This is a genomic window from Comamonas suwonensis (genome assembly GCF_012844455.2).
Taxonomy (GTDB): Bacteria; Pseudomonadota; Gammaproteobacteria; order Burkholderiales; family Burkholderiaceae_C; genus Comamonas; species Comamonas suwonensis.
Window position 1 is genome coordinate 1 of sequence record NZ_JABBCQ020000022.1, and the last position, 15714, is coordinate 15714.

General features: G+C 56.9%; 13 protein-coding genes. 1 reads left to right on the top strand and 12 read right to left on the bottom strand.

The features are described from left to right. Window positions 1-223 precede the first annotated feature (223 nt). Complete coding sequence (locus HF327_RS19505) at window positions 224-1084, top strand: hypothetical protein (protein WP_198462047.1); 861 nt, start codon at window positions 224-226, stop codon at window positions 1082-1084. Here the strand turns inward: HF327_RS19505 and HF327_RS19510 are convergent. The 12 genes from HF327_RS19510 to HF327_RS19565 all read right to left on the bottom strand — a co-directional run bounded on the left by HF327_RS19510 (window position 1059) and on the right by HF327_RS19565 (window position 15623). Next, complete coding sequence (locus HF327_RS19510) at window positions 1059-3374, bottom strand: glycosyltransferase family 2 protein (protein ID WP_198462048.1); 2316 nt, start codon at window positions 3372-3374, stop codon at window positions 1059-1061. The genes HF327_RS19505 and HF327_RS19510 overlap by 26 nt on opposite strands. Window positions 3375-3652: 278 nt before the next feature. Next, window positions 3653-4759, bottom strand: a complete 1107-nt coding sequence (locus HF327_RS19515; RefSeq protein WP_128201768.1) for an IS5 family transposase — start codon at window positions 4757-4759, stop codon at window positions 3653-3655. A 141-nt stretch (window positions 4760-4900) separates the two neighbouring features. Next, window positions 4901-5305 carry a hypothetical protein gene (locus HF327_RS19520; protein WP_054258053.1) on the bottom strand — a complete coding sequence of 135 codons (405 nt, stop codon included), beginning with the start codon at window positions 5303-5305 and terminating at the stop codon, window positions 4901-4903. 31 nt (window positions 5306-5336) lie between these two features. After that, window positions 5337-6710 (bottom strand): phosphatase domain-containing putative toxin, encoded by a 1374-nt coding sequence (locus HF327_RS19525; protein WP_198462049.1) that lies wholly within the window; start codon window positions 6708-6710, stop codon window positions 5337-5339. A 19-nt stretch (window positions 6711-6729) separates the two neighbouring features. Further along, on the bottom strand, window positions 6730-8355 hold the full coding sequence (locus tag HF327_RS19530) for a methyl-accepting chemotaxis protein (protein WP_198462079.1): 1626 nt from the start codon (window positions 8353-8355) through the stop codon (window positions 6730-6732). Window positions 8356-8377: 22 nt separating this feature from the next. Further along, the gene (locus HF327_RS19535; protein ID WP_198462050.1) at window positions 8378-10225 is read right to left on the bottom strand and encodes a putative bifunctional diguanylate cyclase/phosphodiesterase; all 1848 of its coding nucleotides are present in this window, start codon (window positions 10223-10225) and stop codon (window positions 8378-8380) included. 153 nt (window positions 10226-10378) lie between these two features. Continuing rightward, entirely contained in the window at window positions 10379-10963 is a 585-nt protein-coding gene (locus tag HF327_RS19540; RefSeq protein ID WP_198462051.1) for a glycosyltransferase family A protein, read from the bottom strand. Next, window positions 10960-11751, bottom strand: coding sequence for a glycosyltransferase (locus tag HF327_RS19545; protein ID WP_197577636.1), 792 nt, complete (start codon window positions 11749-11751; stop codon window positions 10960-10962). Before HF327_RS19545 ends, HF327_RS19540 begins: the two co-directional genes overlap by 4 nt. A 301-nt stretch (window positions 11752-12052) precedes the next feature. Continuing rightward, on the bottom strand, window positions 12053-12790 hold the full coding sequence (locus HF327_RS19550; RefSeq protein WP_198462053.1) for a hypothetical protein: 738 nt from the start codon (window positions 12788-12790) through the stop codon (window positions 12053-12055). A gap of 90 nt (window positions 12791-12880) precedes the next feature. Then, window positions 12881-13204: a helix-turn-helix domain-containing protein gene (locus tag HF327_RS22380; RefSeq protein ID WP_197577719.1), complete on the bottom strand. Its 324-nt coding sequence runs from the start codon at window positions 13202-13204 to the stop codon at window positions 12881-12883. A gap of 133 nt (window positions 13205-13337) precedes the next feature. After that, a complete protein-coding gene (locus tag HF327_RS19560; RefSeq protein WP_198462054.1) occupies window positions 13338-14474 on the bottom strand; it encodes a recombination directionality factor in 1137 nt (378 codons plus the stop codon). 87 nt (window positions 14475-14561) lie between these two features. Next, on the bottom strand, window positions 14562-15623 hold the full coding sequence (locus HF327_RS19565) for a YqaJ viral recombinase family nuclease (protein WP_198462055.1): 1062 nt from the start codon (window positions 15621-15623) through the stop codon (window positions 14562-14564). Between the last annotated feature and the right edge of the window lie 91 nt (window positions 15624-15714).

Sequence of the window (15714 nt, forward strand, 5' to 3'; positions counted from 1 at the left end):
CAACCGCTGCAACCGCTGCAACCGCTGCAACCGCTGCAACCGCTGCAATGCCGACTTGTGAATCCCTCAGCCCAAAGAGACAAGAGTTGAGCCTTGACCCGACAGGAGACTCGTACTTTGTTGGCTCAGCACTATTTCGCCAATACGCTATGTCCAACACTTGGAAGTCAAGTAATTTCACAAAGCATATAGCCGCCAACTTCAGGCCCAGTAGAGGTGTTCAGTGAAAATTGAAATGCATGATTTCGGCACCGTCAACCCACTTTCGCGAAAGCTGAAAATTTTGATTCTGGGAAATGGCACCTCAACTGCGATAACTCAAGAATCAAGTGAGGTGACATTCACGTTCAATGGAAAAGGTTCATTCATGGAGCCGATTTCAAGCATTGACGTTTGGATGAGTCGCGACTCATTTGGGGAGTATCGGCTAAAGCTTTCGGGCACACAGAATAAAGTGCTTTGGACAAGCGTAGAGGATCAACTCAATCAATCTCTCGAGTTGCAAATGGCAATTCTTGGCTGTCTTCCCTCAACGGGCTACGCACTGGTACACGGCCTCTGGCAATGCGTAGACAATGTTGCTATTGATGGGGTTGGCTTCAACCCCAGTTTGGCTAGGCCCAAATGTCTTCCCCCAAGAAAACCGCAACCACAAGCCTTCCATAATTGGCTTGGCGAGCGTCGTACCACATTTCAACGCTGGCTGGCTGAGCCTCGCACAAGTTGGTCTTGGTCACTTTTCCAAGGTATAAGCGGCATTAACCGGGAGACTGGCTCTAAATTCGTTACCCATATTGAGGTTCTGGAAGCATTTAAGGCTGCTTCGAGGTCAGGATCATTTAGCGAGCTTAAAGATGTGGCTCAGTCACCAGTTCTGCCTGCAGTCGAGTTGCTGCATGAAACGAAAAGAATTCGAGACCTAGAGCAACAGTTTCATCTATGTCGTCTCCGTAGTGATACGCCCAATTGGTGGCTTTACGACACGGATGTCTCTGTAATTGTTGAGCGCATTGCAGAAAACTTGCGCTTAGCTCAAGAACAAGCTTTCGTGCAGCACGTCAGTCAGCGAGTGAGGGTTGGCTAAAAAGCCAAGTTTTCACCTTTTTCTCGCGCTCTTTTCGCTCCGCAGAGTAAGCAGGGCGTTCGTGCCAGTAAAGATAGGGTCCATCCAAAAATACGGGATGCTGGGCTAGTTCAGTCATTGGAACCATCGTCAAGAAATCGCTCAGGCAATCGGGATCTGGTGCCTGATCCCAAATAATATTTGGCACCTGTTCAAACAGAGACTTCCGGAAAGCACGAAGGTGGCTCCACACATTCCCACCACCATGCTTTCGTGGTCGTTCGTAGTTGACTTCGTACAAAGTCAATGGCTTCTCGGGCCTAAACATTGGAGCATTGATCAAGTCAGCACCGGCCTGCCAAGCGGTCCTAAGCATGTTGACCGCTTCGCGGTGCATTAGCGCATCGTCCTGATCCAGAACGACGAGCAGGGTGTCTGGGTTCGTGCAAACTTGCGCAATGGATTCGCGAAAATTTTCCATATAGCCAGCGCGTTGAGGGCGTCTAATAAGAGTTACCCGATCGCCCAGCCAAGACATTCGATGTGGTAACTCTGCTGCTTGGAGCGGGCTGCCTCCGTCATCAATAAAGACGATCCCGAAATCTTGGTTGGATTGGTTTTTCAGGGATGCTAGGCAGCGTTCCAGTTTGCAGGTTTGAGTCTCGCGCCCAAACAACAAAAAGACGATGCTTTCATGTCGATGGATGCGCTTCCAATTGGCGGAAGGAACTAGGTCCCAGGCTCCTCGCTGAGCCTCTGGCAGACGACCTTGAGCGATCAAATCTCGTGCTATGTCAATGAAATTCAGTCCCTTGTCTTCATTTTTGGGGTGTATGTAAAAAGTTCGGCTATCGCCTCCTCTAACACTACACATGCCTGTCCTATGCTGCGCATGCTTTAAGAATCGATGCCACATCCAGGTCAAGCGACCTTCAATAACAGGGTTCTTAAACGGCGCATGTGCTTTGACTCTTTCGAGGTTCAATAGCCCAAAACGGACTTCTGGTGCAAACTGATCCGGTTCACCCATGTATGGCTTGAAGCCATTGTTGGCTTGCGGAATATTGAAGCCTACGCACCACACACCTGTTTCTAGACATGCTCGTTTCATGTCTCCAACAACATCGTGCCGAATGTCATTTCCGCCGATCAAAACGTCCACATCCAACTGCAGGACAAATGGAGTTCTGATTCGATCAAACGCCCACAATTGAGAGAAGACGGGGGCTCCTTGTGCAGTGTGAGACGCGGTTATTCCCGGGAGGTCAAACCAATGACGATGGACGTTGGCAATAGAGTCGTGATCAGTTGGTGCAAACCAGACTTCGTCGATTAGGCCGGCCCTCAGTAGCCGATCTGCAATTAGCTTCAACTGAGACAGGCTGCCCTTGGAGTGCTGTCGCAGATAAGGACCCTCAAATGGATCTACGTTGAGAACCGTCTTGCTAAAGCGCGCCCGAAGCCTGAGTTCGCCAACTATATGGTGCACTTGAACATCAAGAGAGTTGGCATCTTGAGGGCAGCACTTGATCAGTAGTGTCACGTCGGTATGCTCGGGTGGCGCTGTCACTGGCAAATCAATGGAGGCATTCGGCACATAACCTGGATGCAATGCATGAACCAAGCCACGATAGAAGGAGCTAAAGCCAGGAATGGCTTCGAGCGCCTCGGCCGGGCGTTGGACAGTTCTACGACGTGCCAACTCATGATCTGACCATCCTAATTCGCCGATGGCATACAACCGAGCAGCACAATCCAGGAACCGAGAAGTCGTCAGTGGCACGATATCGTGTCCAATGTCGATGTACTGAAGTTCACCTGCGGACGTAAACCGGAGGTTGTCGCGCTTGACATTGCTGGTCACTACATTGGACTGATAGAGCTTTTTCAGAAAACGCTGTGTTTTCTCTAGGAGCCAATGCTGTCCTAGTTCTTTCAGCGGAGATTGGGCAAGCTGGATCAATGATCCTTGACCATCGCCGTCACACACGGAAAAGGAAATGATTGCATTTCCGGCAGCCTCAACCAAACGCTTGCATCGCAAAAGATCATCTTTAGTCAATGAATCGGGATAGAAGCGCTTATAAGTGCCAACCGAGTCCCGCCAGACCACACCTTCTTGTCCCCAACCTAGCACTGTCGATTTGGAAATCTGATGTGCGCGATACCATGTCTCTGCGGCTTGTGCCAACGCCAATCTCGAGGCTTTCCAGCTTTCCAGCTTTTGGTTAGCTCGCGTGGCCTCTCCTCCCAAAGAGTAGATGGCATATACAGGTTCCGTCACTACGCAGCCGTCCTGTGGGCGATGCATGAGCAAGGCGGCTACGAGCCAATGGTCCTCCGCACTGCTTGCATTCGGATAGCGAATACCTGATTGTGTCCTGAGCAGCAAATTGCAAGAAGGCAGCTCGTTGGGGATTTCTTGACGACAGAAGCTCTGGATAAAGGTGTTTAACAGGCTGCTGAAATACTCCCCAGCGTCCGAACCTGTTCAGCGGCTGTAGCCGCATTTTTCCGTATCCTGATAGTCAACCCCTCAAAATCGCCTGCTTTCAGTCGCAAAGCACGGTTTTTTTGCCCCTTTTGCCTTCACATCTGCCCCTGCAGACGGATTTGCCCCAAGCTGCGCAGTCGCGTGAGGTTGTAGCCCGCCATCGTCAGCACAAACATCTGATCAACCTTCTTGATCCCGCGCACCACCACCTGACGCATGTGCCCCACCGTCTTGGCCCAGCCAAAGCCTTGTTCGATCAGCTTTCTCTTTTGCTGGGAGATGGCGTAGCCTTCGCTGCCCGCGATCCTGTCAGGCACCGCCGATTGACGACCTGATTTGTTCTGCGCCACATGGGGCAGCACGTTCATCTCTTGCAGCGCGTCGATGAACTCCTTGGCGTCGTAACCCTTGTCTGCGCCCAGCGTGATCGTGATGGGGTCATCGCCGGGCAGTGCCTGTCGCGCATCGTTGATCATGGCCTTGGCCGCTTCGCGCTCTGCATGTCCGTCGGCCTTGGTGACCACGGCGCTGACCACCAGCCCGTGGCGGTTGTCGGTGAGTGTGTGGCCCATGAAGCGCAACTCACTAGCCGTCTTGCCCTTGCGGTACAGCCTTGCATCCGCGTCCGTTGTGGACTCGTGGGTGTCGTTGCTGCGCTTTTGGTCTTTGAAGTTCCCCGCGTCGGTATCGTCGTCGCCTTGGCGGTCTTTGCGCACAAAGCTCTTGTGGCCCGCCCAGGCCTGGATCAGGGTGCCATCCACGCTGAAGTGCTCGCCCGAGAGCAGTTCCTGTTCCTGGGCTTGTTGCACGATCTGATTGAAGAACTCGATGACCGCATCGTGCTCGATCAGGCGTTCGCGGTTTTTGCTGAAGACGGTGGGCACCCAAACGGCATCGTCCATGGCCAGGCCAATGAACCAGCGAAACAGAAGGTTGTACTGGGTCTGCTCCATGAGCTGGCGCTCCGAGCGCACGCTGTAGAGCACCTGGATGAGCATGGCGCGCAGCAGCTTCTCGGGAGCAATGCTGGGGCGCCCGCCTTTGATGTCGGCCGCATACATCCGGGCAAACAGCTCGTCCATGTTGGCCAGGGCTTTATTGACCATCACACGGATCACGCGCAAGGGGTGATCGGCGGGCACGAAGTCATCGAGGTGGCGCATGGTGAACAGGCTCTCGGTGAAGGTGTCGGCTCCGCGCATGTCTGGCTTGTCTGTCTGGTCGGTTGGGTTGCCTCAATTGTCCTGGCAAGACGTCAACCGGGAAACGACGGTGGGGAGTATTTCAGCAGCCTGCTAGCGCTTATGTAATAAGCGCTAGGAGCTATTAAATAGATAGCAAAATCAAAGCGCAGCTTCCAGGTCCGGCATGGCGATACGGGCTTTGGTCAGGGCCATGCCCAGGTTGGCCGTGCGGCGGCACACGAAAACGGCCACGTACTCGGGGTTGATCTTGCCGCGCAGAAAGACGTGGATCAGGTTGTCGCTGTTGACGATGATTTCCTGGAAGTAGTGGTGCCCGTCGTCGGCCACCCCGCGCGACTTTTTGAACATGCGTTCGATCATCGACACGTTGGGGCCGTTGAACAGGTCGGCTGTGGCGGCAGCCACTAGGTCGATGACTTCACGTGGGTGCGAATCCACCGTTTTGATGGCCAGCAGCATTCCGGATTCAGTATCCACATAACCTGCGGCCAGGCATTCAGGAACGAGGGAGGCGGCTTTGTTGAGTGCAGCATCGAGGGACATGGTTTCTTGTCTTTCAAAAAGGGTTGGGGGGTTAAATCAGTTTGCGCAAAATGGCGTCTTCGTACGCCTGCAGGAAGGACTCCTGCTCTGTGCTTTGCACATATTGGTGGTCGATCAGGCGCACGCGGCGCAGTGCCTCGCTGGCGGTCAGGCCCTCGCGCACCAGCCATGCGGCCAGCACCGTGCCGGTGCGGCCAATCCCGGCCAGGCAGTGCACGGCCAGCACTTCGCCCTTGTTCAGCAGCATTTCCATGCGCTTGAGCAGCATCTGGATTTGCGCCACCGTGGGCGGCTCACGGTCGCGGATGGGCAGGTGCAGGTTTTTCAGGCCGTGCTGGGCCAGTGGCTCCTGGGGCAGATCGTTTTCGGTCAGGGTGATCAGCGTGGTGATGCCGCAGCGGCGCAGCAAGGCCAGGTCGTGGCCGATGGCGTTGACCACCCCCGGCATGGGGGTGCCTGCCAAGCGCCCCGGCACCAGCCAGGCGAAGCCGTTGGGGCCACGGCTGGCCGGGGCGCAGGGCGGGGCATCTGCCGCATCGTCTGCGGTGTTCAGGGCCGTGGCCGACACCGCCGCAAGGGCTGCGGGCGGCAGCGGCGGCGGCAGGGGTGCGTCGTCGGCCAGCATGGCGGGGTCGGCATCGGGGGCGGGCAGGGCGCAGCTGCCCGTGGCCACAAACTGCTGGCCTGCGGCGGACTGCGGGGCCAGCAGGAAGTCCTCCATCGCGCGGGCCTCTTGCACGCGGCCACCGGCCAGCAGCAGCATGTGCTGGGCGGCCTGGTGGGCGTGCTTTTGGTTGTGCAGCACCAGCAGCACGGCGGTTGCTTCGCCCACCTTGCGCAATAGCTCCAGCAGCAGATAGGCCTCGTAGTCGCTGAGGTCGGCGGTGGGCTCGTCCACCAGCAGCAGCGCGGGGGCTGCGGCTGCCTCGCGCAGGATGGCCACGGCGCGCTGGTGCAGGGGCGAGAGCTCCATGGTGGGCTGCCCCAGCAATGGGGTGAGCTCTGGGAAACCCATGCGCTCGACATACGCAGCGCACCAGGCCCGCAGTTCGCCAGGGGCCAGGCCCAGGCGCGTGCGCACATGCTCGGCCAGCGCATCCAGGGTGGATGCCATCATGAGCCGCGCATGTTGTTGCACCAGCCGCGGGCGGGGCGCGGCCCCCAGGGGCTGGCCTTGGTAGAGAACCTGGCCCCAGTGCTGAAAACGCGGGTGCGCGTCGTTCAGGCCGGCCAGCGTGCGCAGCAGCGTGGATTTGCCCGAGCCCACCGGCCCCAGCAGCGCAGTGACTCCCTGGGGTGGCAAGGAGAAATCCAGCTCCGCCAGAATGACGCGCTGCCCAAAGGCAACGCCAAAACCATCAGAAACCAGGCACGGTGAGGAAAAGGCGGGTGAGGTGTCTTGCATTCAGGTGGGTGTCAAGGGTTCAGGCGTCCAGCAACTGCTGAGGGTGCGCAGCGCGGCGCAGTGCTACGGCGTCAATTTGCGAGAGCGATACGTCACCGCGCTGCAGCCGGAACAGGCGCATGGTGTCGCTCACGCCGTGCACTTGGCCGTGCAGCGATTGCGCGGCGGCGGCCAGCTCTTCGACCATGGCGGCGTTCTGCTGGGTGATGGAGTCCATGTGGGCCACGGCCTCGTTCACCTGGGAGATGCCCATTTGCTGCTCGGTGGCGGCGGTGCTGATCTCGCCCAGCACGGCGCTGACCCGCTGCACCGCCTGCAGCGCCTCGGCCATGCGGTCCCCCGCTTGGCTGGCCACGGTGGCGCCAGTGGCCACCCGCTCGGCGGACTCGCCAATCAGGCGTTTGATGTCGCGCGCCGACTGCGCGGTGCGTGCGGCCAGGGTGCGCACCTCGGCGGCCACCACGGCAAAGCCGCGCCCGGCCTCGCCTGCGCGTGCGGCCTCCACGGCCGCATTGAGCGCGAGGATGTTGGTCTGAAAGGCCACGCCTTCGATGAGCTGCACGATGTCTTCGATGTGCCGCGACGATTCGGCAATGCCCTGCATGGTCTCGCCCACGGCCAGCACGGCGTCGTTGCTGCGCTGGGTGATGTCGGAGGTTTCTTGCGCAAAGCGTGCGCCCCGGCTGGCGGATGCGGCACTGTTTTGCACCGTGCTGTTGATCTGCTCCATGGATGCCGCCGTCTGCTCCAGGCTGCTGGCCTGCGTTTCGGTGCGGGCGGAAAGATCGTTGTTGCCGCTGGCGATCTCCTGCACCGCCGTCTCCAGGTGCTCGATTTCTTGGCGCACGTCGCCCACCACCGTGCGCAGGTTCACGCTGAGCTGAAACAGCGCGCGCTGCAACTCGCCCACGCTGCCGCTGGCACCGGTGTGCACGACGTGCGTGAGGTCGCCCGACGCGAGCTGGTTGGCGTCGTGCACCAGCTCTTTCAGCGGTGCAATGGCCAGGGCGCGTGCCGCCAGGGCCGATGCCGCGATGGCCAGCAGCGCCACGCCGCCCGTGACCCACCAGGGCGCGCCCAGGCTGGCGGGCAGCACGGCCAGGGCCACCGGGATCGCCTGCACCAGCCCCAGGCGCACCGTGGTGGAGGGGCGCAGCAGCCGCACGAGGCGCCCGGCAAAGTTTTGGCGTTGCACGGTGCCGCGGTGCAGTGTGTGCACGGTATGCCCGGTCTGCGCTTCGGCGCGCATTTGGGCGTACAGGGCGTCGGCCGCCTGCACCTGCTCGCGCGTGGGCAGGGTGCGCACCGACAGGAAACCCGTCACCTGCGTGCCGTCGCGCAGCGGGGTGATGTTGGCCTGCACCCAGTAGAAGTCGCCGTTCTTGCGGCGGTTTTTCACCAGCCCCGTCCACGGCAGGCCTGCGACAATGGTGTCCCACAGGTCGCGGAAAGCCTCGGCTGGCATGTCCGGGTGGCGGATCAGGTTGTGGGGTTGGCCCAGCAGCTCTTCGTGCACGAAGCCGCTCACATAGACGAAGGCGGGGTTGCAGTAGGTGATCCGGCCCTTGGTGTCGGTGACGGACACCAGGGTGTCCCGCTCGGCGAACATGAACTCGGTGGTGGTGACGGGCTGATTGATCCGCATGGCGTGTCCTTTCGGTGAGGGGTCAGCGGGAGGGCCGGGAGAGCCAGTCGCGTTCCAGATCGGCAGCGGGCAAGGCCTTGGCAAAAAAGTAGCCTTGGGCCACGTCGCACTGCAGGCTGCGCAGCTTGTCGATCTGGTCTTGTGACTCAACGCCTTCAGCCACGGTGCGCAACTGCAGCGCGCGGGCCAGGCCAATGACTGCGGTCACGATGGCCAGGCTGTCCGGGTTGGTGGTCATGCCTTGCACAAAGGACATGTCGATCTTGAGCCGCGAGACGGGAAAGTTCTGCAGCCGTGCCAGCGACGAATAGCCCGTGCCGAAGTCGTCGATGGACAGGGTGAACCCCCGCTCCACTAGGCGCGCAGCCACGCGGCGGGCCTTGGCAGGTTCGTGCATCAGGGCGGATTCGGTGATTTCCAGCTCGATCGCCAGAGGGCTGACGTTGTGTGCTCGCACAATGGCCAGGGCGTGCTCGGCGAAACCGTCGCTCATCATTTGCGCGGCCGAGACGTTGACCGCAATCGTGGTTGGCGGCGTCACACCGGCGTCGTGCCAGGCGCGCCATTGGCGGGCTGCGGTGTCCAGGCTCCAGTCGCCCAGCGCGATGATGAGGCCGCGCTCCTCGGCCACGGGGATGAACTCCGCCGGGCTGACCCAGCCCCATTCCTCGTCGTGCCAGCGCGCCAGGGCCTCCACGCCGCACAACTGGCCGGTGTCAAGAACCACCTTGGGCTGGTAGTGCTGGGTCAGGCGGCCAACGGCCAGGGCTTTCTCCAGCCGTGCGGCTACGGCAATGCGTCGCTGCAGCTGGAGGCCCATGTCCACGTTGTACAGCAGGTGGTGGCCACCGCCTTGCATTTTGGCGCGGTACATGGCGATGTCTGCGCGCCGCAGCAGCTCATCCAGGGCCTGACCGTGTTGAGGGTACAAGGCCACGCCGACGCTCGCGCCCACTTCGAAGCGCAGATCATCTGTTGTCATGGGGCGGCCCAGCGTGCCGCAAATGTTCTCTGCCAGGGCCAGGGCGTCGCAGCCATCTTCGGTGGGGCTGTGCATGCGCACGAACATGAACTCGTCACCCCCCAGGCGGGCCAGCACGCCATCGTCACCGATGAGACGCTGGCAGTGGTGCGCCACCGTCGTGAGCACGCGGTCGCCCACCGCATGGCCTTGCGTGTCGTTGATCTCCTTGAAGCGGTCGAGGTCAACGAACAGCACGGCGGCCTCCCGGCCCTGCTGGCCCGCAGCGTCCAGAAGCCGTTGGGCCAGATCCATGCCATGGGTGCGGTTGGGCAGGCCGGTCAGGGCGTCAAAGAACGCCAGCTTTTCCATGCGCTCCTGGGCGCGCAGCAAATCGCGGGTGAGCTGCTCGCGCTCGCGCAGGTCGGAGATGAGCCCGTCGCGCTGCGCAATATAGCTGTCGATGGCGATGCCCATGTCCAAGAACACCACCTTGATGAGCGCCTGCATGGCGGTGGTGGAGCCCGTATCGCGCAGGCCGGGCAGGCGATCGAGCCGAGGTAAAAGTTCGGTGAGATAGTGGCTGTAGCCGCCCAGGTACCAGCCCGGTGACAGGCCGATGCGGGCATGCGCCAGCCCCACGTGCCGACGGTCTTCTCCGTAGTCTTCGTTGTAGGTGCCGACCGTCAGGTTGCTGAAATAGCGAATATGGAGCTGCTTGAGCCGCTCCAGTGCTGTCTCGTCCGGAATGAGCGTCTGCATCTCGGGGAACGACAGTAGGTGGCGGTAAAAGCCATCGACGAAGCCGGGTGCCTCTTTACCGAGTGCTCCATGCAGGTCTCGGAGGGCGCGCTCGTCTTCGGGCGTGAGGGAAAGAAAATCCTTGCGACGCTGAAAAGTATGGGGCATTTCTTGCAAGGGTATTTACCAATATGCGTTGACTTTCGTCAAGTGTGTGTGGGCATTCTGAACCGGCTCTTACATCATACCGATGACTTGACTTTCAGGATACGGAAAAATGCGGCTACAGCCGCTGAACAGGTTCGGACGCTGGGGAGTATTTCAGCAGCCTGCTAAGCGTTGACGATCCTGTAGTGTCTCCGCACGAGCAAAATTAATGCTGGGAAGAACAGTGCCATTTACGGAGAGGTGATTACTTCCAATCACAAACGAGCAGTTGCTAGCATCTCCTGCGCGAACAAGCTCTTGCAAGCTACCAGTAGTTGCAAAGCGATCGTCTGCATCCATGCGGGCAACCCACCGCGCTGATGGGAATCGCTGATCCACAAGATCAAGTAGCGCGTTTCTCGCCTGAGGCGGCGAACCAAAGCGACCTGCGGCAATGACCAAGCGAGGATCAGATAACAGCGGATTTTCTAGAGTCCGCATCCATCCTTCATCGGAGCTGTCATCAAGCACCAAGAAGGCAACTGCTTGACTTACGTCCTGTTGGAGAGCTGAGTGCAGAGCCTCCCGAAGTCCTTCAGGATGATTGCGATGTGTCAAACCGACAATTACTTGGGCTTTCAGCGCGACTTTATCTGGGACTTTGAGGAAGTGGATGTTCCTGTGTGTCAGCTTGACGCTAGGCACTCGTGGCTCTGACCAATCCACAGAGGGTATGCAATGATTTAAGCTCTTTTTCATGGCATTTCGATACCGAAGATGTTTCTGGAACGACTCTTGAAATTAGCCAAAATCTCGGGTGTCATTAGGTGGCCATGCATGCTCAAAAATTGAGTAAGCCCATCACGTTTTTGTGAGCTACCAGGGCTCGACAGTGCATCTTCTTGACTATCTATGTGCCAAGTTGATGTCATGCGATGAGTAAAAGCTACTTTTAGATCTGGAAGGCTGAGGAGACGAACGGCCAAATCTCGATCATTAGTGCTTGGCATCCCATCTGTGAACCCATTGACACGCATCAGCGTATGAAGTTTGGCGAACGTATTGCTGCCTTGCCAGCCAGGATTACCTGCTAAGAAATCATCTCTGCAAACAGATGACAGTGGCTCACGAGGCAACTCCACTCCATCTTTTACCAAACGAAGGCCTGATAGAACCACCTCTGCCTCGCCGCCCTGACAAGCCATTTCACACTGAAGTAAATGATCGGTGTCCCATTCATCGTCGTCGTCGAGAATTGCCACGTAGCCATCAAAGTTCCTCTGAAATAAGTACTGCAAACCGGTATTCCATGTACCAGCGGCACCCGGGCTTCGCAGATTGCGAATGATGACAGCGTTCAACGGGGCTAAGAGGCTCCGAATGGTTGTCAACTCGCTAGGCTGAGGCCACACACGATCGAAAACCAATACCAGTTGATTCGGAGTCCGCTCTTGAGAGGTCGCAGTGGACAGAGCCCGAAACAGAACCTCTGGCCGTTTAGGCTTTGAGGCGATCAAGGTGGCGATAGAGACTTGTCGTTTTCTCATACACGGATTTTCATGGCGAGTCTATGTACTGCTGAATTGGCAGCGAAATTAGGGCCCTGAGACAGAATTTTTTGGGATTATATATATATATATATATTTCAAGCTAGTAGGCGTAATACAGGTGCCGGTGCTCAGAAAAAAACAAAAAAATTATTCCAAGAAGGCGGCTACAGGTTTTTACCACTCAAGCGAGCGCTGTTGTCACTAAAATATGGTGGTGCCGGGGAAAGATCCTACAAAAAATAAAGGCATGTGATCCGCATTGATGGTAGCAGTCAGTGTGGATCACTATTTTAAATAATCAGTTTTTGCTGATTACCCGCCACCCATTTTCTGTCTTGCGCATCGGTAAAATAAAATTCACTTTGACCTTGTATTCGTTGAATAAAGGTGTTTTATCATCGCTTTGTAATAGCGCGAACTGCTGCCCTTCGAACAGACTTTTTGTGAATTGCTTCACGCTAGGATTGCAGCCGTTGTAGTAGTTCTTGTATACAATAGTTTCTTCAGAACCAAATATTTTGAATGGTTTTTGACTTTCTATCGCGTGTTCTCTATTTTTTACGAGGTTTTTCCATTTATTTATTTTTTCTTGGAGGAATTCTGGTGTTCCATTTGTGACTTCTGCGCTGAAGCCTTGGTTGCGTACAATAATTTCGTTGGAAAGTGATGTGAATCGTACATTAATTCCGATGTCCTGTGCTGATTTTTCTATGTCTTTTTCAAGTGCATCTCTCGTTGCGTAGAAATTTTCCGTTGCCTCTTTCCGTCTTTGCTCCTCTTCTTTTTCTTCATTCCAGCGATTGCGCATAGTATCTAATAGGCTCGGGTCTTTAAGTTCCAATCCGTAAGAAAACTCCACTCGATAGTAGCCGTCTTCTTGATAGCCATTGGTCTTTTTGATGTCTACGATTTTTAGGTTTTTGCAGCTATCGAATATGGGATTCAGATAGTCTTCTAGGTCGCTATTGCTTGGGGAAGAGTTGCAGCCGGTCAATGCAAAGATTAATGCTGAAAAAATAAGTATTCGTTTTTTCATAGGGACATCTCTTGGAATTGAATTGAATTGAATTGAGAATACAAACGCACTCTTGAATCTTTGAAAAGAGGTCGGAGAAAAATCTTAGCTTTAGGGCGTTTGTCGAGGAATTCCAGGTCTGAAATAAGGCGCAAAGTCGTTTAAATGCGCAGCATTGCGTTGCACGGCTAGGTCACGGAAATGCTCATCCAAAGTCAGGAAGAATTCGGATGGTTTCATATCTAGGGCTGCGATGATGCGCTCCATGTTGACTAGCGTCACGTTGCGCTCGCCACGCTCCACGCTGCCCATATAGCTGCGATCCAAGCCGCAGTAGTGCGCAAAACCTTCTTGAGAAAACCCCCGAGCCTTTCGACGCTCACGCACGGCCTCCCCGAATGCTTTAAGCACGGGGGAGCGGTCTGCATCTGTCATTGGTTTGCTTGCCATGGGACGCAATGGTTACGATTCGTAGCATGCTTGGCCACAGTGCAAAAGCACACCGTGATAGCGATCACGGTGTGTAGAAACACTGCTTTAAGTGCTACGGTCGTCGCAGCCACTGCTTTTACGGATACGGACTATGCGTACCATTTCGCTGACTGGCCTGAGCGATAGGGGGCCAGTGCTCATTGGCTGCAGCTGTAGTAGGGGCGGTGGGTGTTTCGCACTCTTCGGGATAAAACTCTTCCACAATCTCAGCCGCCTCATCGGGGGCGTCTTCAAAGTTGCCGTTGGCAAAGCCCTGTCGAGCAGCTTCATCTAAAGCCGTCTGATCAAACCCTGCCGTCTTGCGCTGAACCGTAAGTTCGCGGGCTTGACCAATAGCGGCATTCAGAGACAAGCCACTGCGCACAATCAGATCGGCGTAGTAGATGGCTGAGCGATGAGACTGTGTGGTGGACTTGCCTCGCAGCTTGAGCTCTAGTGGCATGGATGCTAGATGACCCCCAGACACGGCCGCGAAGTACCGCAGTCGCGCTGCCAAAGTTCGGATGCTGTTGAAGCCAGTGGTTCTGAACACAAAACTGCCCAGCTCGTCGCTGTCACCGATGATCAGATTCAAACGCCCATAGGGCTTGCATCCCTCCTTGCCAAACAAGCAGATATCGGGCCCAGGGCAGGGCATGGACTCCAGCCCCTTGCTGCTCACGCGTTTGCAATTCTCCCCATCTCCCACACAAACCGGCCTGGCCGTCGTGCGATCAAACAAGGTGTAGTGGGCGCGCAGATTCAGATCGGGGTCATTGAACAGCACTCGCACCGGAATACTGCGCAGCTTGCGTCGTGCAGATACCGAAGATGCTGGCAATGATGGGGAAGATGCAGGCTCCATCGCCTGACCTGGATTTGCATCCGCAGCGACTCCTATCTTCTCCTTGAGCGAACGCTTGCCAGAGCGAATAGGCCGTACTGTCGGAATAGGCTGGGTGGCTTGCTCCAAATCAGCTGTACTGAGACCGCCTTCACCTCCATCAGACAAGGAAGGCTGCGAGCCTTCCTTTATGCTGCCGTATGTCTTGTCGGCAGCCAGGCGCAGCGTTTCATCGAGCGGATGCAAGATCCACTGTCCACGAGACTGAACTTGTGTGGTGATGGTGAATTCATCATCTTTCTCGGGCAGACGCTTGCCATTGCGCTCCACCACCTTGCCAATTGCAATCCGGCCAATCACCGGAGGCGTAATCATCAAACCTTTGATCATGAGGATCTCCAAAAAACAAAGCCCCCCAGGGCAAAGCCAAGGAGGGCTGGGGAGGGGTGTTGAAACGATGCTTCGTCCCCAGCGGTTTCATTGCTCGGGTTCGTAAACACAGAAGCGCCGTGATCCGGGCTTGGGACTCATGAAGCGCTGGGCCAATGTGGGATGTGCTTGGACAAACTCACTGGTGTTGAAAGCCTGCCCATCCTTGCTGCGCTTCCAGGTCACGGAGCCGCCAGAGGCAAACAAGGCCTTGCTGGCTTCACCCATGTGCATCTGAATGCGCTGGCGTAAACGGGCTTCATGCTTTTGCGCGACATCGAGATTGGTGCGGACTTGCAGCAACTCTTCAAACGTCGTGTTGAGATCCTGGTCCTCGCTGAGATCCACCTGGTCACCCACATCGGACGGGAACAGGCAGCGCAAAGACTTCTCACTGCTGTCCGAGCCATCACCGGCTGGCGCAATGCCCAGTTGCACCATGTCCCAGAACTGCTTTTCCAGATCGATCAGGCGAGCCATCAAAGCCTCATCCCTTTCGATGCGGAAAACTCGCAACTCCTGCCCACCGACCAGTACCACCACATCAGCGGCCTGCTTGCCCGTCACGGCCAACTGGTGCATGACCTGTAGTTGCACATACTCGGGAACCCCATCACGCCACAGGCGAGCCCCATGGATGCCCGCCGTCTTGCACTCCAGAATCTGCACATCTGCAGCACCAACGACCTCGCGGTCCACATTGGCCAGCATCCAGGGATGCTCAGGATGCTGCAACACCGCATTCACCCGGCGCACCTTGTTGCCTGTGCGCTTGGTGTAGTGGGCCGCCACAATGGGCTCCAGCAAAGTGCCCCAGAACATCGGGCTGGTGTCGTCCTGCGGATCAACGGCCGGCAAGAGGTGGCCCTTGCCCGTCTTTTGCATCCACAGCTCCAGCTGGGACTGATAGGGATTGAGGCCAATGGCGGCTGCTGCATCCGAGCTGCCAATGCCAGTGCGGCGAATCTCCAGCCAGTCGTCACGCTCCATATCCTTGGTGGACACCAGGCGCAAGGCTGTGCCCTTGCGCAGTGGCCGTGCAGTAGAGAGTGGGGAAGAGGGTGAGCATGTACCGTCCAGATTGCCATTCTTGAGAATATGCACAGACATAGAAATCTCCTGACCCGCCAATGACGGGCATAAAAAAGCCACCTCAAAAGGTGGCTGGGGTGGGTGGAAAACAGAGAAGGTTGAAGAGGTG